The organism is Georgenia wutianyii (assembly GCF_006349365.1).
GTDB classification, from domain to species: domain Bacteria; phylum Actinomycetota; class Actinomycetes; order Actinomycetales; family Actinomycetaceae; genus Oceanitalea; species Oceanitalea wutianyii.
Window position 1 is genome coordinate 102,825 of record NZ_CP040899.1, and the last position, 25,989, is coordinate 128,813.

The 25,989-nt window shown below is 73.1% G+C and carries 24 protein-coding genes and 1 tRNA gene; 16 read left to right on the forward strand and 9 right to left on the reverse strand.

Going from position 1 to position 25,989, the window contains the following annotated elements; all coding sequences use genetic code 11:
- The first annotated feature begins 186 nt into the window (after positions 1–186).
- The 5 genes from FE251_RS00450 to FE251_RS00470 are packed head-to-tail and all read left to right on the forward strand — an operon-like array spanning position 187 to position 4,867.
- Complete coding sequence (locus FE251_RS00450; protein ID WP_139947360.1) at positions 187–1,416, forward strand: amino acid ABC transporter substrate-binding protein; 1,230 nt, start codon at positions 187–189, stop codon at positions 1,414–1,416.
- A gap of 7 nt (positions 1,417–1,423) precedes the next feature.
- On the forward strand, positions 1,424–2,302 hold the full coding sequence (locus tag FE251_RS00455; protein ID WP_139947361.1) for a branched-chain amino acid ABC transporter permease: 879 nt from the start codon (positions 1,424–1,426) through the stop codon (positions 2,300–2,302).
- Positions 2,303–2,321: 19 nt separating this feature from the next.
- Complete coding sequence (locus tag FE251_RS00460) at positions 2,322–3,398, forward strand: branched-chain amino acid ABC transporter permease (RefSeq protein WP_230976481.1); 1,077 nt, start codon at positions 2,322–2,324, stop codon at positions 3,396–3,398.
- A complete protein-coding gene (locus tag FE251_RS00465; protein ID WP_139072618.1) occupies positions 3,391–4,140 on the forward strand; it encodes an ABC transporter ATP-binding protein in 750 nt (249 codons plus the stop codon). The genes FE251_RS00460 and FE251_RS00465 overlap by 8 nt, the downstream gene beginning before the upstream one ends.
- Positions 4,130–4,867, forward strand: a complete 738-nt coding sequence (locus FE251_RS00470) for an ABC transporter ATP-binding protein (RefSeq protein ID WP_139947363.1) — start codon at positions 4,130–4,132, stop codon at positions 4,865–4,867. Before FE251_RS00465 ends, FE251_RS00470 begins: the two co-directional genes overlap by 11 nt.
- 61 nt (positions 4,868–4,928) lie before the next feature.
- Here the strand turns inward: FE251_RS00470 and FE251_RS00475 are convergent, their stop codons facing one another.
- The 3 genes from FE251_RS00475 to pgm form a co-directional block, all read right to left on the reverse strand.
- The gene (locus tag FE251_RS00475; RefSeq protein WP_139947364.1) at positions 4,929–6,002 is read right to left on the reverse strand and encodes an App1 family protein; all 1,074 of its coding nucleotides are present in this window, start codon (positions 6,000–6,002) and stop codon (positions 4,929–4,931) included.
- 63 nt (positions 6,003–6,065) lie between these two features.
- A complete protein-coding gene (locus FE251_RS00480; RefSeq protein ID WP_139072620.1) occupies positions 6,066–6,305 on the reverse strand; it encodes a DUF6458 family protein in 240 nt (79 codons plus the stop codon).
- 90 nt (positions 6,306–6,395) lie between these two features.
- Positions 6,396–8,075, reverse strand: a complete 1,680-nt coding sequence (gene pgm / locus FE251_RS00485) for a phosphoglucomutase (alpha-D-glucose-1,6-bisphosphate-dependent) (protein ID WP_139072621.1) — start codon at positions 8,073–8,075, stop codon at positions 6,396–6,398.
- Positions 8,076–8,161: 86 nt separating this feature from the next.
- On the opposite strand from pgm, the gene FE251_RS00490 reads away from it, so the two are divergent.
- From FE251_RS00490 to FE251_RS00500, 3 genes are read left to right on the forward strand one after another with little or no spacing between them, the layout of a single operon-like run.
- Positions 8,162–8,512: a rhodanese-like domain-containing protein gene (locus FE251_RS00490; RefSeq protein WP_139947366.1), complete on the forward strand. Its 351-nt coding sequence runs from the start codon at positions 8,162–8,164 to the stop codon at positions 8,510–8,512.
- Between the two features lie 21 nt (positions 8,513–8,533).
- Positions 8,534–9,403, forward strand: coding sequence for a DUF5926 family protein (locus tag FE251_RS00495; RefSeq protein WP_139072623.1), 870 nt, complete (start codon positions 8,534–8,536; stop codon positions 9,401–9,403).
- 51 nt (positions 9,404–9,454) lie between these two features.
- Positions 9,455–10,249 (forward strand): glycosyltransferase, encoded by a 795-nt coding sequence (locus FE251_RS00500; RefSeq protein WP_230976482.1) that lies wholly within the window; start codon positions 9,455–9,457, stop codon positions 10,247–10,249.
- Here FE251_RS00500 and FE251_RS00505 read toward each other — a convergent pair.
- The gene (locus FE251_RS00505) at positions 10,225–12,558 is read right to left on the reverse strand and encodes a hypothetical protein (RefSeq protein ID WP_139072624.1); all 2,334 of its coding nucleotides are present in this window, start codon (positions 12,556–12,558) and stop codon (positions 10,225–10,227) included. The two genes, FE251_RS00500 and FE251_RS00505, sit on opposite strands and share 25 nt — an antisense overlap.
- Positions 12,559–12,646: 88 nt before the next feature.
- Between FE251_RS00505 and pheA the strand changes: the two genes are divergently transcribed.
- Positions 12,647–13,597, forward strand: coding sequence for a prephenate dehydratase (pheA, locus tag FE251_RS00510; protein WP_139072625.1), 951 nt, complete (start codon positions 12,647–12,649; stop codon positions 13,595–13,597).
- A 7-nt stretch (positions 13,598–13,604) separates the two neighbouring features.
- Here the strand turns inward: pheA and FE251_RS00515 are convergent, their stop codons facing one another.
- A complete protein-coding gene (locus tag FE251_RS00515) occupies positions 13,605–14,810 on the reverse strand; it encodes a diacylglycerol/lipid kinase family protein (protein WP_139947367.1) in 1,206 nt (401 codons plus the stop codon).
- Between the two features lie 119 nt (positions 14,811–14,929).
- A complete protein-coding gene (locus tag FE251_RS00520) occupies positions 14,930–15,511 on the reverse strand; it encodes a 1-acyl-sn-glycerol-3-phosphate acyltransferase (RefSeq protein ID WP_139072627.1) in 582 nt (193 codons plus the stop codon).
- Between the two features lie 74 nt (positions 15,512–15,585).
- Between FE251_RS00520 and serS the strand changes: the two genes are divergently transcribed.
- The 6 genes from serS (at position 15,586) to FE251_RS00550 (ending at position 22,599) form a co-directional block, all read left to right on the forward strand.
- On the forward strand, positions 15,586–16,851 hold the full coding sequence (gene serS, locus FE251_RS00525; protein WP_139947369.1) for a serine--tRNA ligase: 1,266 nt from the start codon (positions 15,586–15,588) through the stop codon (positions 16,849–16,851).
- Positions 16,848–17,702: an HAD family hydrolase gene (locus FE251_RS00530; RefSeq protein ID WP_139072629.1), complete on the forward strand. Its 855-nt coding sequence runs from the start codon at positions 16,848–16,850 to the stop codon at positions 17,700–17,702. The genes serS and FE251_RS00530 overlap by 4 nt, the downstream gene beginning before the upstream one ends.
- 160 nt (positions 17,703–17,862) lie before the next feature.
- Positions 17,863–19,248: an ABC transporter substrate-binding protein gene (locus FE251_RS00535; RefSeq protein WP_139947371.1), complete on the forward strand. Its 1,386-nt coding sequence runs from the start codon at positions 17,863–17,865 to the stop codon at positions 19,246–19,248.
- 65 nt (positions 19,249–19,313) lie between these two features.
- Positions 19,314–20,300, forward strand: a complete 987-nt coding sequence (locus tag FE251_RS00540; RefSeq protein ID WP_139072631.1) for a carbohydrate ABC transporter permease — start codon at positions 19,314–19,316, stop codon at positions 20,298–20,300.
- Complete coding sequence (locus tag FE251_RS00545; RefSeq protein ID WP_139947373.1) at positions 20,297–21,250, forward strand: carbohydrate ABC transporter permease; 954 nt, start codon at positions 20,297–20,299, stop codon at positions 21,248–21,250. The genes FE251_RS00540 and FE251_RS00545 overlap by 4 nt, the downstream gene beginning before the upstream one ends.
- Positions 21,251–21,354: 104 nt before the next feature.
- Positions 21,355–22,599 carry an AGE family epimerase/isomerase gene (locus tag FE251_RS00550; protein WP_139947375.1) on the forward strand — a complete coding sequence of 415 codons (1,245 nt, stop codon included), beginning with the start codon at positions 21,355–21,357 and terminating at the stop codon, positions 22,597–22,599.
- 267 nt (positions 22,600–22,866) lie between these two features.
- On the opposite strand, the gene FE251_RS00555 is transcribed toward FE251_RS00550, so the two are convergent.
- A complete protein-coding gene (locus FE251_RS00555) occupies positions 22,867–23,838 on the reverse strand; it encodes an NAD(P)H-quinone oxidoreductase (protein ID WP_139947377.1) in 972 nt (323 codons plus the stop codon).
- Between the two features lie 77 nt (positions 23,839–23,915).
- Here FE251_RS00555 and FE251_RS00560 point away from each other — a divergent pair.
- Positions 23,916–24,003: transfer RNA gene (locus FE251_RS00560), tRNA-Ser, on the forward strand.
- 15 nt (positions 24,004–24,018) lie between these two features.
- Here FE251_RS00560 and FE251_RS00565 read toward each other — a convergent pair.
- Positions 24,019–25,350, reverse strand: a complete 1,332-nt coding sequence (locus FE251_RS00565; protein ID WP_139947379.1) for a M15 family metallopeptidase — start codon at positions 25,348–25,350, stop codon at positions 24,019–24,021.
- A gap of 36 nt (positions 25,351–25,386) precedes the next feature.
- Positions 25,387–25,968, reverse strand: coding sequence for a PepSY domain-containing protein (locus FE251_RS00570; RefSeq protein WP_139947380.1), 582 nt, complete (start codon positions 25,966–25,968; stop codon positions 25,387–25,389).
- Between the last annotated feature and the right edge of the window lie 21 nt (positions 25,969–25,989).

Consider the following 25,989-nt stretch of genomic DNA (forward strand, 5'->3'; position numbering starts at 1 on the left):
TGGTCGGCCCGGTCGCCGGCCTGGCCGGTGGCGCGGTCGGGAATGCGTCTTCCCCGCGCGAGCGCGCGGCTTCAGCCGCCCGGAGTGATCACGATCACGCAACGGCCTTGCGCTGCGGCGCCCGGAGGCCTTACTGTCCGGAAAGCGCTTTCGAGAAGCGCGTCCGGAACCAATGAAGGAGGACGGATGTCAACGAAGCGGTTGACCCGGGGGATTGCTGCCGGCGCGGTGGCCATGATCGCACTCGCGGCCTGTGGCAGCGGCGGCGAGGACGGGGCCGGCAGCGGCTCCGACACCGACGAGCCCATCGTCATCGGCGTGTCCCTGCCTCTGACGGGTGACTTCGCCGAGCCCGGCAAGGGCGTCGAGCGCGGCTACGAGACGTGGGCGCAGGTCGTCAACGACAACGGGGGCCTCCTCGGCCGCCAGGTCGAGCTGAAGATCCTCGACGACGCGTCCGACGCCGCCCGCGTCGTGTCCGACTACGAGTCCCTCATCGCTCGCGACGAGGTCGACCTCCTCTTCGGGCCGTTCTCCACCCGCCTCGTCGTGCCCGCCTCCCGCGTGGCCAACGAGTACGGGATGCTCTTCGTCGAGCCGGCCGCGGCCGCCGCCGAGGTCTTCGAGAACGGCTTCGACAACATCTTCTACGCGGCCCCGGCCATCGCGCCGGACCACTACAACAACCTCGTGGACCACATCCTGTCCATGCCCGAGGACCAGCGGCCCCAGACGATGGCCGTCGCGGCCATGGACGACCCGTTCGCCCAGGGCACCGCCTACGGCCTGCGCGACAAGCTCGTCGAGGCCGGCGTCGAGCTCCTCGTCGACGAGGTCTACCCGCCGAACCAGACGGACTTCAACGCGATCGCCGCGCAGATCGCCGACGCGGACCCCGACCTCGTCGTCGGTGGCACCCAGTACCAGGACGCCGTCAACCTCATCCTCGCCCTGCAGCAGCTGAACTACCAGCCGCGCATGGCCGCCTTCTCCACGGCGCCGACGAACCCCGAGTTCCCGCAGGCCGTCGGCGGCGCGGTCGAGGGGATCCTGTCCCCGACCGGCTACTCCAACGCCGCGGAGTGGCCCTCCAACGCCGAGTTCGTCGAGGCGCACATCGCGCTCCACGGCGAGCCGCCGCAGGAGGACGAGGCCAACGCCTACACGACCGGTCAGGTCGTGGCGGCCGCGGTCGAGGCGGTCGGCTGCGCCGAGCAGGGCGAGTGCCAGCAGCAGCTCATCGACTACCTGCGCGGCGCGACCGTCGACACCGTCGTCGGACCGCTCGCGTGGGACGAGGCGGGCCGCCCCAACGGCGCGCACATGATCCTCCAGTACGTCGACGGCGAGATCGCCATCGTGCTCCCGGAGGGCACCGCCACGGCCGAGTTCGTCTACCCGAAGCCGGAGTGGTGACCCAGCCGTGTCCCTCATCTTCCAGAGCCTGATCCTGGGCGTGCTGCTGGGAGGGCTCTACGCCCTCCTGGCAGCAGGGCTCACGCTCTACTTCGGGATCATGCGGGTGGTGATGCTCGCGCACGCGTCGTTCATCATCCTCGCGGCCTACATCGCGTGGAAGTTCTCCTCCGCGACCGGGCTGGACCCGATGCTCTCCCTCGTCATCACGATCCCGCTGTTCTTCGGCATCGGGTTCGCGATCCAGCGCTGGCTCATCAGCCGGCTCAAGCCGGCGACGATGACGATGATGTCGGTGCTCATCACCTTCGCCATCGCGCTCATCATCGAGGGCCTGCTCGGGCAGCTGTTCACCGGCACGCAGCGGCGCATCAACCTGCCCTACGGGGCGTCGAGCATCAGCTTCTTCGGTGCCTCGGTCCCCGTCGTGCAGATCATCTCCTTCGCGCTCGCCGCGCTCAGCCTCGTGGCGCTGTACCTCGTGCTCAAGAAGACCCGGTTCGGACGGGCGCTGCGCGCGACCATCCAGCACCGGGAGGCCGCCCAGCTCGTCGGCATCGACACGGACAGGACGGCGGGTCTGGGCTTCGGCCTCGGCCTGGCCACCGCCGCGGTCGGCGGCACCGCGCTCTCGCTGCAGGCGACGATCTACCCCTCGCTGCACTGGCACTGGATCGGCCCGCTCATGGCGATCATCGTCGTCGGCGGCCTGGGCTCCATCCCGGGGGCGGCGATCGCCGCCCTCGTGCTCGGGGTCATGCGCGTCATGCTCGAGCTGTGGTGGACCCCGACGTGGGCACAGACCATCTTCTACCTGGCCCTCTTCGTCACTCTCATGGTGCGGCCGCAGGGATTCTTCGGAGGTCGACTTGCCAAGCGTTTCTGACCAGCGGACCCGACCCCAGGTGCGCAGAGCCGCGGCCGGCGGCGTCGGCGGCACGGGCCGACTCAAGCCGATCATCGCCATCGCCGTCGTCGTCGCGGTCCTCGCCCTGTGGCCCTCGGTCGCCCCCAACGCCTACATGCTCAGCGCCGGCGTCGTCGTCCTCAACTACGCGGTCCTCGCGACCGGGTGGAACATCATGGGCGGCTTCACCGGCTACATCTCCCTGGGTCACGTCGCCTTCTTCGGCCTCGGCTCCTACGGGACGGCGCTCCTGGTCATCCACACCGGGATGAACTGGCTCCTCGCCGCCCTCGTCTCCGGCGTCGCCGTCGCCCTCATCACGGTCCCGATCGGCTTCGCGGCCCTCCGGGTGCGCGGCTCGTCCTTCGTCATCGTGACGATCGCGCTCGTGCTCGTCCTCCAGCTCGTCTTCCAGAGCTGGAGCGTCGTCACCGGGGGCTCCTCCGGCCTGGTCGTCCCGCGGCCCTTCCCGGACATGCTCCGCCCCGAGCATCACGAGACGTTCTTCTACATCTTCCTCGGCCTGCTCGCCGTCACCCTGCTCATCTGGACGCTCATCGACCGCTCGCGGTTCGGTGCCTCGCTCAAGGGCGTGCGGGAGGACGAGGACAAGGCCGAGTCGCTCGGTGCCCCCACGGGCAAGCTCAAGCTCGTCGCCTTCGTCATCTCGGCGTTCGTCGTCGCGGTCGCCGGCGGCTTCTACGCCCTGTGGTTCGGCGACCTCGACCCGCTCTTCCAGTTCCGCATCGTGCTCAGCTCCTGGATCGTCCTCATGGCGCTCCTCGGCGGAGTGCGGTTCCTCTTCGGCCCGCTCCTCGGCGCGATCGTCGTCGGCTCCTCGCTGGAGTACTTCGTGCTCAACCACGGCGACACCCAGTTCCACCTCGTCGCCACCGGCCTGCTCCTCGGCCTGGTCGTCCTGTTCCTGCCCGACGGCGTCCTCACCGGCGTCATGCAGTTCGTCCGCCGCTTCCGGCCCGAGGCGACCTCGATCCGCGAGGTGTCCGCCGAGGAGCTGCGCGCGCAGCAGGAGGCGGGCCGCTCCCAGACCCGGAAGGAGGCCGGCGATGACTGACGCGACGCGCGGCACGGTCCTGCGGACCGAGGCCATGACGAAGTCCTTCGGCGGCGTGCGCGCCGTCGACGAGGCGACGACGGAGTTCTACGCGGGCAGGATCAACGGGCTCATCGGGCCCAACGGCTCGGGCAAGACGACGTTCTTCAACTGCGTCACCGGCATGATCCGGCCCGACTCGGGCACCGTGACGATGCACGGCAAGGACGTCACCAGGTGGGCGCCGCACAAGATCGCCCGGGCGGGCCTGGGCCGCAGCTTCCAGCTGTGCCGGGTCTTCCCGCGGATGACGGTGCTGGAGAACATGCTCGTCGCCGTGCAGCCCCGCTCGCTCGGGGAGTACCTCGCGAACACCCGGAACCCCGAGACGGTGGAGAAGGCTCGCGCCATGCTCGCCCGGGTGGGCATCGACCACCTGGAGAGCTCCGAGGCGCGCGACATCTCCTACGGCCAGCAGAAGCTCCTCGAGCTCGGCTCCACGCTCATGACCGACCCGCCGTTCGTCATGCTCGACGAGCCGGCGGGCGGGGTGAACCCGGCGCTCATCGAGCGCATCGCCGTGCTCGTCAAGGAGCTCAACGATGAGGGGACGACCTTCCTCATCGTCGAGCACAACATGGAGCTCATCATGAGCCTGTGCGACCACATCGTGGTCTTCGACCGTGGCCGCCCGATCGCGTCGGGCACGCCCGCCGCCGTCCAGGCCGACCCGAAGGTGCTGGAGGCATACCTTGGCGTCTGACGTCGTTCTCGAGCTCACCGACATCCAGGCCGGCTACGGCAAGGCGGCGCTGGTCCTGCGTGGCCTGTCCGTCCAGGTGCGCCGCGGGGAGGTGGTCTGTCTCGTCGGCCCGAACGGCGCCGGCAAGTCCACCGTCCTCAAGGTCGCCAGCGGCATGCTCAAGCCGCGCGAGGGCACGGTCCACCTCAACGGCACGGACGTCACCGGGCAGGGCCCGCAGCAGCTGCTGCGTGCCGGGCTCTCCCACGTCCTGCAGGGTCACTCCGTGTTCCGGGAGATGACCGTGGAGGAGAACATCATGCTCGGCGGGTACTCCCTGCAGGACCAGTCGGTCCTCCCGGAGCGCTGCGAGTACGTCAAGGAGGTGTTCCCGCTCGTCGCCGAGCGGTGGGGCGAGACGGCCGGCCTGCTCTCCGGCGGCCAGCAGAAGCAGGTCGAGTTCGCCCGCGCCCTGGTCATCCGGCCCGACGTCGTCCTGCTGGACGAGCCGTCGATGGGCCTGGACCCCAAGCGCGTGACGACGATCTTCGAGCAGGTCGACCGCATGCGCCAGGCCGGCGTCGCCGTCCTCCTCGTCGAGCAGAACGCGCGCCGGGCGCTGGAGATGGCCGACATCGGCTGCGTCCTCGACCTCGGCCGCGTCTTCACCTCCGGACCGGCCCGGGAGCTGCTCGCCGACCCCAAGCTCAGCGACCTCTACCTCGGGGGCCGTCCGGCCACGGCCTGAGCCCCGCACACCACCGCCGCCGGCCGGGTCCTCCACGGACCCGGCCGGCGGCGGACGTGCGTCAGGAGGAGGTGAGGTAGGGCTCCAGCCGGCGCCACAGCTCGAAGCCGTCGGGGGCGCGGACGACGGGGACCTGCTCGTCCTGGACGATCCGGCCGCCGTCGGTGCTCGCCCGCCCGCCGTCCATCGCCTGCGGCGTGCCGTGGGACAGGACGTGCTCGCCGGCGCTCAGCTCACGGATGGCGATGGCGCGCACCCGGTCGGGGTGCTCGCGGGCGAGCTCGGAGTAGATGTCGGGGTCGTGCTGGCCGTCGTCACCGACGAGCAGCCATGTGATCTCGGGGAAGTCGATGAGCAGCCGACGCAGGCTCATGCGCTTGTGCTCCTGCCCGCTGCGGAACCAGCCGGAGTTCGTCGGCCCCCAGTCGGTCATGAGCATCGGCCCGGAGGGCAGCCCGGTGCGCCGGAAGAACCGCTCGAGGGCGGGCACGACGTTCCACGCGCCGGTCGACAGGTAGAGCACCGGGGTGCCCGGCCGCGTCTCCTGGACGTGCCCGAACAGCTCGGCCATCCCGGGGACGGCCTGACGGCTGCTCGTGTGCCGCAGGAAGGTGTTCCACGCGGCGACGAGCGGGCGGGGCACGCGGGTGACCATGACGGTGTCGTCGATGTCGCTCACCACCGCGAAGCGCGTCTCGGGCCCGATGACGAGGACGCGCGCGGTGGCCGGTGCGGCGCCCTGCGCGCGGACGGCGACGTCGTGCCAGCCCGGCGTCAGGCCGTGGTCCGGGACGAGGAGGTCGAGGTAGCCGTCGCGGTCGGCCCGCGTGGGGTAGGTGCGGCCGGCGATCTCCACCTCGATCGGCAGGTGGGCGACGGGTGTGGTGACGAAGGAGCGCCAGCCGCGCTCGGCCTCCTGGGCCTCGTCGAGCTCGTGCTCGGTGGCGCCGGCGTCGGCCGCGGTGCGGCCGGTGTCCTCGGTGAGGAGGGCGCGGGCGAGGACCCGCAGCTTCTCGGGGCTGCCGTAGCCGGTGTAGGTGATCGTCGTGGGGCGCCAGCCGCGCTTGCGCAGGAAGGGGACGAGCCGTCGGTTGAGGCCGTCCTCGAGCGTGGCGCCGAGAGGGGGTCGGGACATGCCCTCGACCGTAGAGCAGCACCGCGGCCCTGGCTCCTCGAGAGCGCAGGGCCGCGGGTGGGATCAGCGCGCCGGGGGCGGCGGGTTGCCGATGTCGCGGTGCTCGACGTACTCCGTGTGGCTCGTGTCCCGATGCTGGCGCTGGCGCTGCATCGCGAACGCGAGGACCAGCGCCAGAACGCCGGCGCCCATGAGGATGAAGCCGATCGTGTTGATGTTGAGGATCTCCCACATGTCGGGGCTCAGCCCGAATGCGAGGACGGCTCCGACCGCGATGAGGAAGATGCCTCCACCGATTCCCATTGTCACGTCCCTTTCCGTAGACGACGGGCCGAGTGTGGCGGTACTCCGCGCCGCCCGCACGCCGAGAGCGGCGCCCGGGCGGCGGCGGGGTCAGCGCAGCGCGGCGTCGACGACGGCCTTGGCCTCGGTCTGGACCTGGGCGAGGTGCTCCTCGCCCTTGAACGACTCGGCGTAGATCTTGTAGACGTCCTCGGTACCGGAGGGGCGGGCCGCGAACCACGCGTTCTCGGTCGTCACCTTGAGCCCGCCGATCGGCTCGTCGTTGCCGGGCGCGCGGACCAGCCGGGCGGTGATCTCCTCCCCGGCGAGCGTCGTCGCCGTCACGGCGTCGGGGCTGAGCGCAGCCAGCCTGGCCTTCTGCTCGCGGGTGGCGGGGGCGTCGATGCGCGCGTAGGCGGAGGCCCCGTACCGCTCGACCTGCTCGAGGTGGAGCTGGCTCGGGCTGCGCCCGGTGACCGCGAGGACCTCCGAGGCGAGCAGGCTGAGGAGGATGCCGTCCTTGTCGGTCGTCCACACCGAGCCGTTGCGGCGCAGGAACGAGGCGCCGGCGGACTCCTCGCCACCGAAGCCCACGGAGGAGTCGAGCAGGCCGGGGACGAAGTACTTGAAGCCCACCGGGACCTCGAGCAGCTGCCGCCCGAGGCCGGCCGTCACCCGGTCGATGAGGGCGGAGGACACGAGGGTCTTGCCGACGGCCGCCTGGGCGGGCCAGTCGGGCCGGTGGGTGAGGAGGTACTCGATCGCGACGGCGAGGAAGTGGTTGGGGTTGAGCAGGCCGTGGTCCGGCGTGACGATGCCGTGCCGGTCGGAGTCGGCGTCGTTGCCGGTGGCGATGTCGTAGGGCGCCGGGCCGCCGTCGGCCGGCTGCATGATCGCCAGGAGGGAGGCCATCGCCGACGGCGAGGAGCAGTCCATCCGGATCTTGCCGTCCCAGTCGAGGGTCATGAAGGACCACGTGGGGTCGACGGTCGGGTTGACGACGGCGAGGTCCAGCCCGTAGCGCTCGCCGATCGCGCCCCAGTACTCCACCGCGGCGCCGCCGAGGGGGTCGGCCCCGATCCGCACGCCCGCCCGCGCGATCGCCTCGAGGTCGATGACGCCGGCGAGGTCGTCGACGTAGGCGGCGAGGAAGTCGTGCCGGCGGGTGGTCTCGGCCCGCAGCGCCCGCTCGAGCGGCATCCGGGGGACGGCCGCGACGCCGGAGCGCAGGATCTCGTTGGCCCGCGCGGCGATCCACGACGTCGCGTCCGAGCCGGCCGGGCCGCCGTGTGGCGGGTTGTACTTGAAGCCGCCGTCACCGGGCGGGTTGTGGGAGGGCGTGACGACGATGCCGTCGGCGCGCCCCGGGCCCTGGACGCGCACGCCCGCAGCGGTCCCGGCGCCGTTGGCGAGGAGGATCGCGTGCGAGACGGCGGGCGTGGGGGTCCACGAGTCGCGCGCGTCGATGCGTAGCTCGACGCCGGCGGCGGCGAGCACCTCGACGGCCGTCTGCCAGGCCGGCCCGGACAGGGCGTGGGTGTCGCGGCCGATGAACAGCGGGCCGTCGGTGCCCTGCGAGCGGCGGTACTCGACGATCGCCGCCGTCGTCGCGATGATGTGCGCCTCGTTGAACGCGGAGTCGACGCTCGAGCCGCGGTGTCCCGAGGTGCCGAAGGCCACGTGCTGGGCTGGGTCGTCCATGTCGGGAGTGCGGTCGTAGTAGGCCGCGAGGATCACGTCGACGTCGATGAGGTCCTCGGGCAGGGCAGGGGTACCGGCTCGCTCGTGCATGCCCCGATCCTGCCATCCGTCCCGCCGCGCTGCCGTCCTCTTCGCCGTGGCGCCGTCCGCGGTGGGGGAGGGCTACGGTGGGCGCCATGGAGGACCTCGACCAGCCCGCCGACCTCACCGTCCGCGACCTCGACCCGTCCGCCCCCGTCCCGCCCGGCCACGCCGTCCTCGACGTGCGCGAGCAGGACGAGTGGGACGCCGGCCACGCCCCCGGCGCCGTCCACGTCCCCCTCGGCGAGCTGCCCGCCCGCCTCGAGGAGCTGCCCGAGGAGGACCTCCTCGTCGTGTGCCGCTCCGGGGGCCGCTCGGCGCGGGCGACCGCGTGGCTCAACCACCACGGCTTCACCGCGCGGAACCTCGTGGGAGGCATGCGCGAGTGGCACGCCGCGGGCCTGCCGATGGTGAGGGACGACGGCAGCGAGCCGTACCTGCTCTAGGCACCGATAGGGTTGTCGACCATGGGTAAGAAGAGTCGTAAGCGCCAGTCCCCGCAGCCGTCGCGCCCCAAGCGCGTCGAGGTGCCCTTCGTCGAGCGTCCCTTCGAGGGCCTGCCCGGGGAGACCGACTGGGTCGCCATGCGCGAGGTCGTCCCGGCAGCCACCGCGACGGTGCGCACGACCGAGGAGTACGGGGCCCGTGAGGTCGTCGTCGCGACGATGCTCCCGGACCTGTGGCCCGCGCTGCACCGGGAGGACGGCACCGTCCTCGTCGGCCTGCAGACCGCCGCGAAGTCCGGCGACGCGAGCCGCGACGTCGCCGCGGCGCTGCTCCTCGCCCTCGACGCCGAGCCCGGCACCCCGGTGACCAACCTCGGGATCCTCGAGCCCGGCCCGCGCCTCCAGGACGTCCTCGACCTCTCGCTGCCGTTCGAGCCCGTCCTCCACGACGACTTCGGCTTCTGGCTCCCCGAGGACCAGGCCGAGGACGCCGACGTCACCGCCGCCATCGAGCAGTCCAGCGAGGGCATCGTCCCGACCGTCAAGGTCGAGGGCGTCGAGTCGGCCTACTGGTGCCGGATGGGCCGGGAGTTCCTCCGCTGGGCGCGTCCCGAGCCGCAGGAGGCCGTGCTCGACGCCGTCGCCCGTCTCCACGCGCGCCGCGAGTCCGAGCTCGAGGAGGGCGCCCGGTTCGTCGGCGCGTTCCGCACGAGCGGGATCCTCGTGCCGGTGTGGGAGCTCGCCCCGGGCACCGAGGCCGACGAGCTCGCCGGCCCGTGCGCCGAGTTCGACAAGCGGCTGACCGCCGCGCTCGCCGAGGAGGGCCCGCTCGACGCGGACGCCCGCCGCGCCCGCGCCGGCATCGTCTCCCGCCAGGTGACGTTGCGCTGAGCCCTGCCCGTGGACCTGCGCACACACCGCGACCCTGACTACGCTCGGAGCGTGAACCGGCGGCCGAGCTCCCAGCGGGTGGCCGTCGTCATCCCTGCGAAGGACGAGGCCGGCCGCATCGCGGCCACGGTGAGGGCAGCCCGGGCGATCCCGCACGTCGACCTCGTCGTCGTCGTCGACGACGGCTCCAGCGACGAGACCCAGCACGTCGCCCGGGCGGCCGGTGCGGTCGTCGTGCGGCACTCGGTCAACCGGGGCAAGGCCTCGGCGATGGAGACCGGTGCGTCGGTCGTCGCCATGCGCGACGTGTCCGACGGACCGGCGCGGCTGCTGCTGTTCATCGACGGCGACCTCGGGGAGACCGCCGTCGGCGTCACCCCGCTCGTCGACACCGTCCTGTCCGGCGTCGCCGACTGCGCGATCGCGGCCCTCCCGCCGCAGCCCGGCGCGGGTGGCCGCGGGATCGTCGTCGGCAAGGCGCGGCGGGCGATCGCCCGCGCCACCGGGTGGGTCCCCACGCAGCCGCTCTCCGGCCAGCGGTGCCTCACCCGCGAGGCCTTCGAGGCGGCGGTGCCGCTGGCGCCGGGCTGGGGCGTGGAGACGGGCATGACGATCGACCTGCTCGTCAAGGGCTTCACGCTCGTCGAGGTGCCGTGCGACCTGCGCCACCGGGCGAGCAAGAACGACTGGGCGGGCCAGCTCCACCGCGCCGCGCAGTACCGCGATGTCGCCCTCGCCGCCGCGCTGCGGTGGGCCAAGGGTGTGCGGGTGGACCTGCGCGAGCTCGGTGACCAGCCGGTCCGCCAGGAGCCCGGCCGCCCCTACCGCGCGGTGCGCTCCACCTGACCCGCCGGGAGCTCCTCGCCCCGCAGCCGCAGCAGCCAGCCGGCCACCACGCCGATGAGCAGCGGGACGGCCAGCGAGATCCCGATCGCCGGGATGACGATGCCGGAGTCGTTGACCGCGAAGCCGATCCCGAGCGCGACGGCGACGGCCACGAGCGCCGGGCGGAGCATGCACGCGTCGGCGTCGAGGCGGCGCAGCGAGGAGCCCTCGGCGAGCCAGCCGTAGGCGGCGTGGTCCCCCGAGCGGGCGGCGCGCCGCAGGGGCTGGGTGAGGACGAGGACGACGAGCGCGATGCCACCGACCGCGAGGAAGGTGAGCGTCGAGCCGAAGAGGTTGGACAGGTTCTGCCCGAGCTTGCGCAGGACGACGTCGAGCAGCCCGCCGTCGAGCACGGTCTCGACGAACCGGCCGAGGTGGCTGCGCTCGTCCGCCGGCCGCAGCCAGTCGAGCACCGAGAAGGACAGGGCGATGACGGCGGCGGCGCCGAGGACGAGGACCACCCGGCGCCACGTGAGACGGACCCCCAGGGCGAGCAGCGCGAGGATGATGAACGCCGGGAGCAGCGCGGGCGGTCCACCGAAGTCGGCGCCGATGCCGGGCGCGCCGTTGAGGACCGTGGCCACCACGCCGACGACGCCGACGACGGCGGCCGCGGCGACGCGCCGGCCGCGCCGGACGAGCGGCTCGGCGAGACAGCTCGCGGCGAGGAGGGTGCTCGTCGCCCACAGCGCGAACGAGGAGTTGTTGATCCCGTAGAAGCGCCCGCCGACCTGCGGCTGGACCCCCATGAGCGCCGCGAGCTGGAGCCGTGCGCCGGTGAGGACGTCGACGGCGAGGACGAACGCGGTGAGCCCGGCGACGACGGCGACCGGCGCGAGCAGCTGCCGACGCCACGGCCGGGCCAGCGCGAGGCCCGCGACGAGCGCCGCGATCGCCAGGGTGACCGTGTAGACGACGAGGCCCGGTGAGCTCGAGCGCCACCACGGCACGAGGTTGGCGAGGTAGCTGCCGAGCGGCACGGCCGCGACGGTGACCGCGACGGCGCGCAGGACGCGCAGCGCGGAGTCGGGGTGCAGGGCGCGCACGGCGCGGGCCAGCCCGGCCCGCGAGCGGTGGCCGTCGAGCCAGCGGCCGACGCGGTCGATGACCCGCCGGTTGAGGCCGACGGTGACGATCGCGTAGAGCGCGAGGTTGAGCAGGACGAGGCCGGAGAAGAAGGGGGCGGTGAGCGGGCGGACCGCCATCGCGTGCCGGTTCTCGTCGACGAGGGTCGCGATGCGGTCGGCGCCGTCGGTGCCGGACGGTTCGGTGCGCATCGGGGCGCCGGCGAGGCCGGAGGGGGCGGTGAGCGAGAGACGGGCGAGGAGTGTGGGCAGGAGGTCGGTCGACTGGACCATGCCCGGCTGGCGGGTGGAGCGGGTCTCGAGCAGCCCCGCAGGGCTGTCGGGGGAGCGCAGCGTCATGAGCTGCATCGAGGGCGTGCGCCCGGAGTCGGCGAGCGAGGCGACGAGCACCGTGGCGTCCGCGGGTAGGGCGGCGAGGGCGGCGGCGGCCCGCTGCTCGACGGCGGCGACCTGGGCCGTGCGGTCCGGCTCGGCGAGCGGCCACGCCGGGGCCGTCTGCTCCACCTCGGGGTCGAAGCGCGGGTCGTCGGCCGGGACGAGGGAGTGGCTGCGGTCCCGCACGGCGCCGAGGTCGACGACGACGAGCTCGGCCTCCGCGGCCGCCCGGGCGACCGTCTCGGTGAGCCGCGCGGGCTCCCCCGGGCGTGGGGCGTACTGCCCGACGACCCGTCCATCGGCGTCGGCCAGCGCGATCGCGGCGCCGGGCCCGATCGCCGCGGCGCTGACGCCCTGCTCGGCGAGGAGGTCGCCGAACAGGCCGGGCCGCGCGTCGTAGGAGGCCTCGGACGCCGCGGTGAGGTAGTCCGACCATCCGGGGACGACGCCGTCGGTGGGGTCCTCGAGCATCCGGCAGGCGGGGGCGGGCACGTCCGCGGCGCGCCGGCCGGCCGAGACCACCAGCCAGCCGTCCGCGGGGCAGGTGAAGGAGCGCACCGAGCGCACGACCATGTTCGCCACGCCCGCCTCGTCCGCCAGGCCCCAGAGGGTCGGGGTGGCGACGGCGGAGAGGTCGCCCCAGCGCAGCCCCCCTGTCCCGAGGACCACGACCGGTCCCTCCGGCGCTGCGGCCTCGTCCTCCTGGGTCGCGCCGAACGCCGCCCCGGCGAGCGGGAGGACGAGCGCGGCGACGAGGACGAGGGCGAGCAGCGCGAAGCCCACCCGCTGGACATTCCGACGACGCCTCACCCCGGCAGCCTACGTGGCGGCCCGGGCCGACTCATCTGGCCTAGGCTCTGGCGCAGCGTCCCGGCGCGCCGAACCACGAGGAGACCCGATGCCCGACCAGCCTGTCGCCCGCTACACCTACCTCGGCCCCGAGGGCACCTTCACCGAGGCGGCGCTGCGTGCCTTCGTCGGGACCGAGCAGGTGGACAGCGAGCCGGCGGCCGACGTCGTCTCCGCGCTCGAGGCGGTGCGCGGCGGGCACGCGGACCTCGCCGTCGTGCCCATGGAGAACTCCGTCGAGGGCGGGGTCAACGTCACCATGGACACCCTCGCCGGGTCGCGCGAGCCGCTCGTCATCGTCGGGGAGGTCGTCGTCCCGGTGTCGTTCGTCCTCGCCGTCGTCCCCGGCACCCGGCGCGAGGACGTGCGCTGGATCTCCACCCACCCCCACGCGTGGGCGCAGTGCCGCGGCTGGGTCGCCCGCGAGCTGGCCGACGCCGCCCACATGCCGGCGACGTCGACGGCGGCCGCCGCGGCGCTCCTCGCCGAGCGGGGCCGCGAAGCCGGGTTCGACGCCGCGCTCTGCTCGGCGCTGTCGGCGCAGCGGTACGGGCTCGAGACGCTCGCCGAGGGCGTCGCGGACAACCCGCACGCCGTCACCCGCTTCGTCGTCGTCTCCCGCCCCGGCCCGCTGCCCGAGGCGACGGGCGCGGACAAGACCACCCTCATGGTCCACCTGCCCGACAACGAGGCCGGGGCGCTGCTCACCATGCTCGAGCAGTTCGCCGTTCGCGGCGTCAACCTCTCGCGCATCGAGTCGCGCCCGATCGGGGACTCCCTGGGCCGGTACTCCTTCTCCATGGACCTCGAGGGGCACGTCGCCGAGGAGCGGGTGGCCGCGGCCCTCATCGGCCTGCACCGGGTGTGCCCGCTCGTGCGCTTCCTCGGGTCCTACCCGCGCTGGGACCGCAGAGCCCCGCACATGGCGCCGGGGACCCACGACGCCGACTTCGTCGCCGCCCGCGAGTGGGTCGAGGACCTGCGCGCCGGCCGCGTCTGACGCGGTCTCAGGCGGTCCGCACGACGAGGCCGGCGGGCTGGACGCGGGCGTGGACGACGGTCGCCTCCCCGAGGAGGTCGCCGTCCACCTGGACGTGCTCGGGCTCCTCGGTGCGGATCGTCAGCGTCCGGGTGCGCCGGAACTCGATGGTGCCGGTGCTGTAGGGGAGCAGGTCGCGACGGACGCCCAGGCCCTGGAGGACGACCTTGCGCAGCAGGTCGGCCCACCCGATGATCCCGCCGCGGGTGTCGATCGCGGCGATGTCGAGCCAGCCGTCGTCGAGCTGGGCGTCGGGCAGGAGGACGACGCCGCCGGGCAGCCGCCCGCAGTTGGCGACGAGCACGGTCCGGGCCTGGAAGGTGTCGCTCTGCCCGGACTCGCCGAGCTCGAGGGTGGCGCGCATCTTGCGGCCGAGGAGGTGGCGCACCCCGCCGACGAAGTAGGCGACCCACCCGATGCGGGCCTTGAGGTCGTCCGGGGCCCCGCCGACCATCGCGGCGTCGAAGCCCATGCCGCCGATGACGAGGAAGACGTGCTCCTTGTCCAGGTCGGCGCCGGGCACCTCCCCGGCGGTGACGTCCGGGGCCTGGGTGCCGCCCGGGGGCGTGGCCGCGACCTCGGTGCGCCCGGGCTCACCGCGGTAGACGTCGTGCTCCGGGTCGCTCGCCGCACGCGGGCGCTCGATGCGCAGCCAGCCGAGGTCCATGGCCCGGTTCCGGCCGGTGAGGGCGATGGTCACCATGTCGCGGTGGCCGGTGAGCGGGAGGTCGAGGTTGCGGGCCAGGAGGTTGCCGGTGCCGAGCGGGAGGATGCCCATCGGGGTGGTCCTGCCCGCCAGGCCCTCGGCGACCGCCCGCACGGTGCCGTCCCCGCCGGCGGCGACGATGACGGAGGCGCCCTTCTCGAGCGCCTCGCGCACCTGGCCGACGCCCGGGTCCTCGACCGTCGTCTCGAGCCAGATCGGCTCGGGGAGCCCGGAGTCGGCGGCGACCTCGGCGACGAGCGCGCGGAGGCGCTCACCGTCCGCGCTCTTGGACGGGTTGAAGACGACGGCGGGAGGCCCGCTGGGGCGCTCGTCGGGTGTCGTCACCGGGTCCTCGTGGGAGAAGGGCGGCGTGCGGCGCCCCAGCGCGCGCAGGACGACGAGCCCGATGACGAGCCCCGCGACCGCGACGACGAGTGCGATGACCGCGACCCACTGCTCCCAACCCACGCCCGCACCGTACTGGCTGGCGGGCCGGCGCGCTCAGCAGGTGTCGACGGACGCTCCTCGCCGGTCGGTCGACGGGTGCCCCGGCGGGCTTGCCGGGCGGCCGGCCGGCCCGTGGCGGGTCAGGCCTGGGTGTCCTCGGCGTGGAGGCGCGGGATGCGCTCGCCGCCGGGCCGCACGCCGACCATGCCGGCGTAGAAGGCCCGGATGGCGTCCATGTCGGAGTGCACGTCGCCGGTCATCGTCAGCGTCGGGCCCAGGCCGGTGGTCATCGTGCGGCGGTCGACGAAGCCGAGCGTCACCGTCATCCCGGTCTCGCGGGCGATGCGGTAGAAGCCGGACTTCCAGTACGGCACCGGGCTGCGCGAGCCCTCGGGGGTGATGACGAGGTAGGTGGGGCCGTTCTGGCGCACCCGGTCGACGATGTGGTCGACGAGCCCGGCCGGGTTCTCCCGGTGGACCGGGATGCCGCCGAGCATGCGCATGACCGGCCCGAAGGGGCGCTTGAAGAGGCTGTCCTTGCCGAGCCACCGGACGTTGATGCCCCAGTGCCAGGCGAGCGCGAGCATGATGACGAAGTCCCAGTTCGACGTGTGCGGCGCTCCGATGAGGATGCCGCCGCCGCCCGGAGGGGGCGGCGTGGGGTCGGGGGACCAGCGGCTCACTCGCCAGTAGGCCTGGGCCAGGGCATGTCGAATCCTCACGACCCAGACCTTAGTGGTCGCCGCCGCCCGGTCCTGCCGGTGAGCGGTGGGCCGTGCCCGGATAGGCTCGTCCCGTGATCGATCTCAGAGCCATGCGTGAGGATCCCGACGTCGTCCGCGCCAGCCAGCGCGCCCGAGGCGAGGACCCTGCCCTCGTCGACCGTGCCCTGGCCGCCGACGAGCGGCGCCGCGCCACCCTCACCACGTTCGAGGAGCTGCGCTCGGAGCAGAAGGAGGTCAGCCGCTCGGTCGGCAAGGCCTCCCCGGAGGAGCGGCCCGCCGTCCTCGCCCGCGCGAAGGAGCTCGCCGAACGGGTCAAGGTCGCGGAGCGGGAGGCCGCCGTCGCCGCGGAGGAGGCCGAGTCCGCGGCCATGCGGCTGTCGAACGTCGTCGTCCCCGGGGTGCCCGAGGGGGGTGAGGACGACTACGTCGTCCTGCGCACCGAGGGGGAGCATCGCGCGCTCGAGCAGGTGCGCGACCACCTCGAGCTCGCCGAGGGACTGGCGGCCATCGACGTCAAGCGCGGCGTCAAGGTCTCCGGGGCCCGGTTCTACTTCCTCACCGGTGTGGGGGCGCGGCTCGAGCTGGCGCTGCTCAACGCCGCGATGGACCAGGCCGTGGCGGCCGGGTTCACCCCGATGATCACCCCGACGCTGGTGAGCCCCGAGATCATGCGCGGCACCGGGTTCCTCGGCGCGCACGCCGACGAGATCTACCACCTGGAGACCGATGACCTCTACCTCACGGGCACCTCCGAGGTGGCGCTCGCGGGCTACCACGCCGAGGAGATCCTCGACCTGTCCGGCGGCCCGCTGCGCTACGCCGGCTGGTCCACCTGCTACCGGCGCGAGGCCGGCTCCTACGGCAAGGACACCCGCGGCATCATCCGCGTCCACCAGTTCAACAAGGTGGAGATGTTCAGCTACACCACGGTCGAGGACGCGCAGGACGAGCACGCCCGCCTCCTGGCCTGGGAGGAGGAGATGCTCGCCAAGGTCGAGCTGCCCTACCGGGTCATCGACGTCGCCGCGGGCGACCTCGGCTCCTCCGCCGCCCGGAAGTTCGACTGCGAGGCCTGGCTGCCCAGCCAGGAGCGCTACATGGAGGTCACCTCGACCTCGAACTGCACGACCTTCCAGGCCCGCCGCCTCGGCGTGCGCCACCGCGGCGCCGGCGGCACCCAGCCGGTCGCCACGCTCAACGGCACGCTCGCCACGACCCGCTGGCTCGTCGCGATCCTGGAGAACCACCAGCTGCCGGACGGCTCGGTGCGCGTCCCGGAGGGCCTGCGTCCCTACCTCGGCGGGCTCGAGGTGCTCACCCCGGTGGACGGCCGATGACGCTGACCGTCGACACCGTCCGCGCGCACCTGCCCGCGTCGGTCCCGGCCGCCGGGCCGGAGCTGCTCGTCGCCCTCGACATCGACGGCACGCTCGTCGACCACGAGCAGCGGATGACGACGGCGGTGCGCGAGGCGGTCGGCGCGGTGCGCGACGCCGGCGCGCACGTCGTGCTGTCCACCGGGCGGTCGGTCTCCGCCGTCCTGCCGATCCTCGAGGAGCTCGAGCTGGGGCACGGGTGGGCGGTGTGCTCCAACGGCGCGGTGTGCCTGCGCCTGGATCCCGCCCTCGAGGGCGGTTACGAGATCAGCGACGTCATCACCTTCGACCCCGAGCCCGCGCTGCGGCTGCTGCGCCGCGAGCTGCCCGACGCGCTCTACGCCGTCGAGGACCTCGGCCGCGGGTTCAAGGTGACCAGCCCGTTCCCGTTCGGTGAGCTGAGCGGGGAGGTGACCGTCGTCGACTTCGAGGACCTGCTCACCGCGCCCGCCAGCCGCGTGACGATCCGCGCCCCGCACCTGTCCGCGGAGGACTTCCACGCCCTCGTCGACCGGGTGGGGCTGCACGGCGTCTCCTACGCCGTCGGCTGGACCGCGTGGCTCGACCTCGCGCCCGACGGTGTGTCCAAGGCGTCCGCGCTGGAGATGCTCCGTGAGCGCACCGGCGTGGCCCCGGGGGCCACGGTGGCCGTGGGGGACGGCCGCAACGACGTCGAGATGCTCGGCTGGGCGGGCCTGGGCGTGGCCATGGGCGACGCCGACGACGTCACCCGCGCGGCTGCGGACCTCGTCACCGGGCCGGTCGACGCCGACGGCGTCGTCCCCGTGCTCGAGGCTCTGCTGCGCGGCTGAGCCGGGCCCTTTGGTCCCGCCCGGTGGGGGGCGGTGCGATGCGTGACCAGATCGTTACCCCCCACACGGGTGAAAACCTTGCTGAAATCCGGCTGCAGCGGTTTGTTGGAGACGTGCACATATCTGTGTGCCTGTTCGACGACGTCGTTGGAGGAGATCGATGAAGATGCTCAAGCACAAGCGGGCAAGGGTTCTGCTGGCGGGAACCGCCGGGCTGGCCCTCGTCCTGGGCGCGTGTGGGGGCGCGGACGACCTCGGCGGCGGTGGCGGTGGGGGCAGCGACACCGAGACCGATGCGACCGGCAGTGGGGCCGACTGCTCCGCCTTCGAGGAGTACGGGACCTTCGACGGGGAGACCGTCACGGTCTTCAGCTCCATCCGCGAGGTGGAGGCTGACCAGCTCCAGGACACCTTCGAGGCGTTCACCGAGTGCACCGGCATCACCGTGGAGCACAACGGCTCCGGTGAGTTCGAGCAGCAGGTGGTCGTCCAGGCCGAGGGCGGCAACGCCCCCGACATCGCGATCTTCCCGCAGCCCGGCCTCCTGCAGCGCATGGTCGCCGACGGCCACCTCGTCCCGGCCCCCGACACCGTGGAGGCCAACGCCGACGAGGGCTGGAGCGAGGACTGGAAGGCCTACGGCACGGTCGACGGCGAGTTCTACGCCGCGCCGCTCATGTCGAGCGTGAAGTCCTTCGTCTGGTACTCGCCCAGTGCGTTCGAGGAGAACGGCTACGAGGTCCCCGAGACCTGGGACGAGCTCATGGCCCTGACCGAGCAGATCTCCGCCGACCACGGCTCGGAGACCGTCAAGCCGTGGTGCCAGGGCATCGAGTCCGGCGGCGCGACTGGCTGGCCGGCCACCGACTGGATCGAGGACCTCGTCCTGCGGTCCGCCGGCGCCGAGGCCTACGACCAGTGGGTCACGGGCGAGCTCGCGTTCAACTCCCCGGAGATCGTCGAGGCGGTCGACATGGCCGGCGCGATCCTCAAGAACGACGACTACACCAACGGCGGCATCGGCGACTCCCGCTCCATCGCCACGACGTCCTTCAACGACGGCGGCCTGCCGATCCTCGAGGGCAACTGCTTCATGCACCGCCAGGCCTCCTTCTACGAGGCCCAGTGGCCCGAGGGCACCGACGTCAGCCCCGACGGCGACGTCTTCGCCTTCTACCTGCCGGGCGTGACCGCCGAGGAGGCCCCGCTGCTCGTCGCCGGTGAGTTCGTCGGCGCGTTCAACGACGAGGAGGCCACCCAGGCCGTCCAGGCCTTCATGTCCTCCGGCGAGTGGGCCAACACCCGCGTCGAGATCGGCGGCGTGGTCTCCGCGAACCGCGCGGTCGACCCGGAGGCCGCGTCCTCCGACGTGCTGCGCCTGGCGATCGAGCTGCTGCAGGACGAGAACGCCGTCGCCCGCTTCGACGGCTCGGACCTCATGCCGTCCGAGGTCGGTGCCGGGTCCTTCTGGACCGGGATGGTCGAGTGGATCAACGGCGCGGACACCCAGGGCGTGCTCGACACCGTCGAGCAGTCCTGGCCGTGATCTGACGGTCCGACGGGGGTGCGGCGACCCGCCGCGCCCCCGTCGGCGTCATGAAGGAGCCGATGATGGATTTCTTCCTGTACTCGAAGGTCGGCCAGATGCTCCTGGCCGTCATCGCCCTGCTCGCCGTGGTCGCCGTCCTCCTCGGGGGCGCCCGGCTCGCCGACCGGTACGCCGGCCGCAGCCGGACGTTCCTGGTGGGTGCGGCGTTCGCCGGTCCGGCGTTCCTCCTGCTCGGGGTCGGCCTGGTCTACCCCGCGATCCGCACGACGGTCATGTCCTTCATGGACCGCCGCTCGGAGGAGTTCGTCGGCCTGGCCAACTACCAGTGGGTCTTCTCCGACCCCGCGTCCCTCCAGGGGTTCGTCAACACCTTCTGGTGGGTGATCCTCGTCCCGCTGGTCTCGACGGCGGTCGGTCTGGTCTACGCGATCCTCGTCGACGGCTCCCGCTTCGAGAAGGTCGCGAAGTCGCTGCTCTTCATGCCGATGGCGATCTCCTTCGTGGGCGCCGGCATCATCTGGAAGTTCGTCTACGAGTACCGCGGGGCCGCCCAGGAGCAGATCGGCCTGCTCAACGCGATCATCGTCGGGCTCGGCTTCGAGCCCGTGCGGTTCCTCCAGGACTCCCCGTTGAACACGTTCTTCCTCATCGTCGTCATGATCTGGATCCAGGCCGGTTTCGCGATGGTGCTGCTCTCCGCGGCGATCAAGGCGATCCCGGGTGACATCGTCGAGGCCGCCCGGCTCGATGGCGTCAACCCGTGGCAGATGTTCTCGCGGATCACGCTCCCGAGCGTGCGGCCCACGCTCGTCGTCGTCCTCACGACGATCATCATCGCGACGCTGAAGATCTTCGACATCCCGCGCACCATGACCGGCGCCCGGTTCGACACGCAGGTGCTCGCCAACTCCATGTACGACCAGTCCTTCACGTTCGGGAACAACGGCATCGGGTCGGCGCTGGCCGTGATGATCTTCGTCCTCGTCATCCCCGTCGTGGTCTTCAACATCCGACAGATGATCCGCAACCGGGAGGTGCGTGGAGCATGAGCGTGGCACCAGCCAACCCGGCCATCAGCGAGCCCGGTCCCGCCCGGTCGCTGCCCGACCCGATGAGCCCGACCCGGCGCTCGGCGGTGAGCAGCGCGAAGAGCCGCCTCACCTCCCGCGTCGGCTCCGCCGCCGCGATCGTCATCGCGATCCTGTGGACGGTGCCGACCGTCGGCCTGTTCGTCAGCTCGATCCGCCCGGAGGGGGAGATCCGCACCTCCGGCTGGTGGACCTTCTTCACCAGCCCGTCCTTCACCCTGGAGAACTACCAGGAGGTGCTGTTCGGGCGGGCCTCCTCCGGCGCGCTGTCGAACTTCTTCCTCAACTCCGTGGTCATCACGGTGCCGGGCACCGTCATCCCGCTCGTGTTCGCGACGATGGCGGCCTACGCGTTCTCCGTGCTCCGGTGGCGGGGGCGGGACACGGTCTTCATCATCGTGTTCGCGCTGCAGATCGTCCCGCTGCAGATGTCGCTCATCCCGCTGCTGCGGATCTTCTCCGGCTCCGCGGCCTCCGAGGCGTTCCCCTACCTCGCGGTCTGGGTGGCGCACGCGGCGTTCGCGATGCCGCTGGCGACGTTCCTCCTGCACAACTTCATGTCCGAGATCCCGCGCGAGCTCATCGAGGCCGCCCGGGTGGACGGCGCCGGGCACACGACCGTGTTCCTCAAGGTCATGCTCCCGCTGCTCGTCCCGGCGATCGCCGCGTTCGCGATCTTCCAGTTCCTGTGGGTGTGGAACGACCTGCTCGTCGGTCTGACCTTCACCGGCGGGAACAACGCGGTCCAGCCGCTCACCGCCCGCCTGGCGGAGATGGCCGGCTCGCGCGGGCAGGACTGGCACCTGCTCACCGCCGGTGCGTTCGTCTCGATCATCGTCCCGCTCATCGTGTTCCTCTCCCTGCAGAAGTACTTCGTGCGCGGCCTGCTGGCCGGCTCGGTCAAGGGCTGAGATCGGTGGCGCGCCGCCCCTCCCCGGGGCGGCGCGCCGCTGTGCGGGCGGCCCCTGGGCGGCCGGTAACCTGACGGTCCGGCAAACCCAGGAGGACGACGACGATGACGTGGCTCGGCACCGCTGCCCATGCCCGCTGGCTCGAGACCGAGTCACGCGCACTGCTCGACTTCGCCCGCGCCGCGGCCGTCCCCCAGGGCTTCGGCTACCTCGACGCCGAGGGGCGGCTGGACCCCTCACGCCCGGTCGAGCTGTGGGTCACCTGCCGGATGACGCACTGCTTCTCCCTCGGCTCCCTGCTCGGCGTCCCCGGCACCGCCCCGCTCGCCGACCACGGCGTGCGTGCGCTCTCCGGTGCGCTGCGCGACGCCGAGCACGGCGGCTGGTTCTCCGCCGTCGGGCCCGACGGCCCGGTGAACGACGCCAAGGAGGCCTACGCGCACGCGTTCGTCGTCCTCGCGACCTCCTCCGCGACGGCGGCCGGGCGCCCCGGCGCCCGCGAGCTGCTCACCGAGGCGCTGCGGGTGAGCGAGGAGCGGTTCTGGCGTGAGGACGAGGGCGCGGTCCTGGAGTCCTGGGACCGCGGCTTCACGACGGCCGAGGAGTACCGCGGCGTCAACGCGAACATGCACACCGTCGAGGCCTACCTCGCGGCCGCCGACGTCACCGGTGAGGACGTGTGGCTCGACCGGGCGGTGCGCATCCTGCGCCGCGTGCTCGACGGGTACGCCCGCGACCACGACTGGCGCATCCCCGAGCACTTCACGCGGACGTGGGAGCCGGTCCCGGACTACAACGCCGACGACCCCGCCCACCCGTTCCGGCCCTTCGGGGTGACGGTCGGGCACGGGCTGGAGTGGGCGCGGCTCGCGCTCCACGCCCGTGAAGGGCTCGTCGCCCGCGGCCGGGAGACCGAGGGGTGGCTGCTCGAGGCCGCCCAGGGTCTGTTCGACCGGGCGACCGGCGACGGCTGGGCGGCCGACGGCGCGGACGGCTTCGTCTACACCGTCGACTTCACCGGGCAGCCGGTGGTCCACGAGCGGATGCACTGGGTGGTGTGCGAGGCGATCGGCGCCGCGGCCGCGCTCGAGGCGGTCACCGGGGAGGAGCGGTACGCCCAGTGGTACCAGCGGGCCTGGGACTACGCGGCGACCCACCTCATCGAGCGGCCCGGCGCCTGGCGCCACGAGCTCGACGAGCACAACGCCCCGAGCGCGCGCACGTGGCCCGGCAAGCCGGACACCTACCACGCGCTGCAGGCGACGCTCGTCCCGCGCCTGCCCCTCGCCCCCGCCTTCGCCCCGGCGCTCGCCGCCGGCCTGCTCGACGTCCGCCACCCCCTCCGCTGACCCGCCGGGTCGCAACCCCACCCCACCCGCCGCCCTCCCTGCCCTTCCCCGCGACAGCCGACTTCCGCCCGACAGCCGACTTCCGCGCGAGAGCCGAGTTCCGCGCGACAGCCGAGTTCCGCGCGACAGCCGACTTGCGCGCGAGAGCGGAGTTGTGTGCGAGAGCCGACTTGCGCGCGAGAGCAGAGTTGTGTGCGAGAGCCGACTTTCGCGCGAGAGCAGAGTTCTGGGCCGTGACGGACGTCGTCGCGCGCGTCGTCGGTGCGGTCAGGCCGTGTCGGTGATGAGGAGGAGCTTTCCGAACACCTCGCCGGAGTCGAGCAGCGCGTGGGCGCGCTCGGCCTCGGCGAGCGGCAGGCGCTCGTGGACGACGGCGCGCAGCCGGCCGTCGGCGACCATCGGCCAGACCCGCTCCCGCACGGCGGCGACGATGCGCGCCTTGTCCTCCAGGGGGCGGGAGCGCAGCGTCGTCCCGTGGACCGAGGCCCGCTTCTGCATGAGGGTGAGCAGGTTGACCTCCGCGCGCGAGCCGCGCTGGGTCCCGATGACGATGAGCCGCCCACCGGTGGCGAGCATCGCGACGTTGTCGGCCAGCGCCCCCGCCCCGAGGACGTCGAGGATGACGTCCACGCCCCGGCCGCCGGTCGCGGCGGTGACGGCGGCGGGCACGTCATCGTGGTGGTCGACGGCGACGTCGGCGCCGAGGTCCTCGCACCGCGCCGCGCGAGCCGGGCTGCCCGCCGTCGTGAGGACGCGGGCGCCCAGCGCCCGGCCGAGCTGGACCGCAACCGACCCCACCCCGCCCGAGCCTCCGTGGACGAGGAGTGTCTCCCCGGGAGCCAGCCGGCCGACGTCGACGAGGTTGGACCACGCCGTGCACACCGCCTCGGGCAGCGCTGCGGCGTCGACGAGCTCCCAGTCCTGCGGGACCGGGAGCAGCTGACCGGCGGGGACGACCGCCCGCGTCGCGTACCCGCCGCCGGCGAGCACCGCGCACACGCGGTCGCCCACCCGCCAGCCGGTCACGCCCTCGCCCAGCTCGCGGACGGTGCCGGACACCTCGAGCCCGATGACGTCGCTCGCCCCGGGCGGCGGCGGGTAGTGCCCCGCCCGCTGCAGCAGGTCGGCCCGGTTGACCCCGGCCGCCGCGACGTCGAGGAGGACCTCACCGGGGCCCGGTGAGGGGTCGGGCACCTCGGTGAGGACGAGCCGGTCGTCGGACACGGTGATGGCGCGCATGTCCCATCAGTACCCCAAACCCACCCGCGGCGCTGCGTAGACTGGGCGGCGCCGTGGCGCCGAGAGGCCAGCGGCAGGGAGGGCTGACAGAGCGGCCGAATGTGACGGTCTTGAAAACCGTTGTGCGGTAACCCCGCACCAAGGGTTCGAATCCCTTGCCCTCCGCAGCGCCCAGTGGCCTCAGCGGCCCGTGGTCGAGAAGTGCTGGTAGTCCTTGGGGCTGCGCCAGTCCCCGCCCCAGCTCCACCCGCGGGCCGCGAAGGCGCGGACCACCGCGTCGCTGGGGTGGATGGTGCCGGGGGCGTGGTGCGAGCGGTCGGCGTACGGGGCGCCGGCGGGCGGCAGCACCGTGCTCCCGACGACGTAGGGGTTGACCAGCGGGTTGACGTCGATCGCCCGGCCGTACGCGTGCTCGGAGAACGACGTGCCCCCGGTGACCGCCCGGCAGTTGAACGCGCTCGTGTTGTTCGCCGCCATGCTCGCGGCGTCGCTCCCGCCGTACTGCGCCACCGGCACCATCCGCTGGACCGGGAACCGGGCGCGGTAGAGGTCCTCGAGGATCGCGGTCACGTCGCGGGCGAGCCCGGCGGCGACGACGACGCGGCCCGTGCGCAGCCGGCCCTCGGCATCCCAGTGGCTCGCCACGACCGTGCGCAGGTCCGCGGGTGCCACCGGGCAGCCGGGGCGCCAGGAGGAGCCGATGTCCGCCGCCGAAACCGCGACGACCGCGGAGCGGAACGGCGGCAGCCGGCGCACCCCCAGGGTGTCGGTGCCGTCACCGTCCCAGTCGCCCACGAACACCTCGTCGTCGGGGCGCCCGTACACGAGGGTGCGGTCGGCGGCCCCGGGCGCGATCGCGTCCCGCACGAGGTACTGCGCCCCGCGGCGCACCGCGAGGGAGTCGTCGCCGTCACCGTCCCAGTCGCCCGCGAGGGTGACGTCCTGCGCCCGACCGTAGACGACGGCGCGGTCGGCTGCGCCCGGACCGATGGAGTTCCGCACGAAGTACGTCGCGCCGCGGCGCACCGCGAGCGTGTCGGCCCCGTCGCCGTCCCAGTCCCCGACGAGCACCTCGTCGCCCGCGCGCCCGTAGACCACCACGCGGCCGGCCGGGCCGGGCCCGAGGTCGTCGCGCAGGTGGTACTCCGCCCCGCGCCGCACGGCGAGGGTGTCGCGGCCGTCCCCGTCCCAGTCCCCGACGAGGACGACGTCACCGGCGCGCCCGTAGCGGAACACCCGCTCCGCGGGCCCGCCGCGCGGCTCGTTCGACACGTGGAAGGTGTCCCCGCGGCGTACGAGCACGGTGTCGCGGCCGTCCCCGTCCCAGTCACCGACGAGGACGTCGTCGGTGAACCGCCCGTACACGAACACGTGGTCGGCCGAGGTGTCCCACGAGTCGTCGAGGAAGAAGCCTGCGTCCTGCGCGGTGGCGCCGCCGGCGAGCGGTCCCGCCACGAGGGCGGCAGTCGCGGCGACGACGGCCAGGCCGCGGGCCGGTCCTCGTGGCCCCATCGCCGTCCCCCCAGCTCGTCCGGAGCAGCAGTGCGTCTAGAGCAGCTCGCCGCTCACCGCGTCGACCCGCGCCTCGGTGGTCGCGCCGTCGGTGGTGCGCAGCTCGATCTCCCACACGAGCACGCCACGTTCCTCGCTGAGGTCGACGTCCTCGACCGTCGCGCCGAGCTCGCGCACGGCCGTGGTCGCGGCCTCGGAGGCCGTCACCGTCGCCTCCTGCAGGCGGCGCCGGTCCTCGGCGTCCAGCGGCTCACGTTCCCCCTCGCGCACGAGGGCGTTGCCGTCGGCAGAGACATAGGCCTCGACCTTCTCGTCCCCGACGGCGACCGAGACCTCCCACAGCTCCTCGCCGGCGTCGTCGGTGCGGTCGATCTCGAACGCCTGGCCATCGAGCTCCTCTGCGGCGGTGCTCAGGGCGCGCACGGCGCCGTCCTCACCGGAGATCGGGTCGGGGGAGGCGTCGTCGCCGGGGGTCATCTCGGGGTTGTCCGGCTCACGGTCGGTGACGACCTCGCTCGCGGACACGCTGGGTTCGGCGGGCTCCTCGCTGCTCGTGCACCCGACCACCAGTCCGGCGGTCAGGCCGGCGATCGCGGCCACACGTCCGGGATGTCTCATCCCCCATGCCTACCAACGGCC

Bases quoted from the DNA above. Each gene is read 5' to 3' on its own strand.
- FE251_RS00480 (WP_139072620.1), bottom strand. From the start codon at position 6,305: ATGGGAATCGGTGGAGGCATCTTCCTCATCGCGGTCGGAGCCGTCCTC.
- FE251_RS00570 (WP_139947380.1), bottom strand. From the start codon at position 25,968: ATGAGACATCCCGGACGTGTGGCCGCGATCGCCGGCCTGACCGCCGGA.
- FE251_RS00475 (WP_139947364.1), bottom strand. From the start codon at position 6,002: ATGTCCCGACCCCCTCTCGGCGCCACGCTCGAGGACGGCCTCAACCGA.
- FE251_RS00545 (WP_139947373.1), top strand. From the start codon at position 20,297: ATGAGCGTGGCACCAGCCAACCCGGCCATCAGCGAGCCCGGTCCCGCC.
- pheA (WP_139072625.1), top strand. From the start codon at position 12,647: ATGCCCGACCAGCCTGTCGCCCGCTACACCTACCTCGGCCCCGAGGGC.
- FE251_RS00490 (WP_139947366.1), top strand. From the start codon at position 8,162: ATGGAGGACCTCGACCAGCCCGCCGACCTCACCGTCCGCGACCTCGAC.
- FE251_RS00495 (WP_139072623.1), top strand. From the start codon at position 8,534: ATGGGTAAGAAGAGTCGTAAGCGCCAGTCCCCGCAGCCGTCGCGCCCC.
- FE251_RS00535 (WP_139947371.1), top strand. From the start codon at position 17,863: ATGAAGATGCTCAAGCACAAGCGGGCAAGGGTTCTGCTGGCGGGAACC.
- FE251_RS00450 (WP_139947360.1), top strand. From the start codon at position 187: ATGTCAACGAAGCGGTTGACCCGGGGGATTGCTGCCGGCGCGGTGGCC.
- FE251_RS00565 (WP_139947379.1), bottom strand. From the start codon at position 25,350: ATGGGGCCACGAGGACCGGCCCGCGGCCTGGCCGTCGTCGCCGCGACT.
- FE251_RS00530 (WP_139072629.1), top strand. From the start codon at position 16,848: ATGACGCTGACCGTCGACACCGTCCGCGCGCACCTGCCCGCGTCGGTC.
- FE251_RS00550 (WP_139947375.1), top strand. From the start codon at position 21,355: ATGACGTGGCTCGGCACCGCTGCCCATGCCCGCTGGCTCGAGACCGAG.
- pgm (WP_139072621.1), bottom strand. From the start codon at position 8,075: ATGCACGAGCGAGCCGGTACCCCTGCCCTGCCCGAGGACCTCATCGAC.
- FE251_RS00465 (WP_139072618.1), top strand. From the start codon at position 3,391: ATGACTGACGCGACGCGCGGCACGGTCCTGCGGACCGAGGCCATGACG.
- FE251_RS00555 (WP_139947377.1), bottom strand. From the start codon at position 23,838: ATGCGCGCCATCACCGTGTCCGACGACCGGCTCGTCCTCACCGAGGTG.
- FE251_RS00540 (WP_139072631.1), top strand. From the start codon at position 19,314: ATGGATTTCTTCCTGTACTCGAAGGTCGGCCAGATGCTCCTGGCCGTC.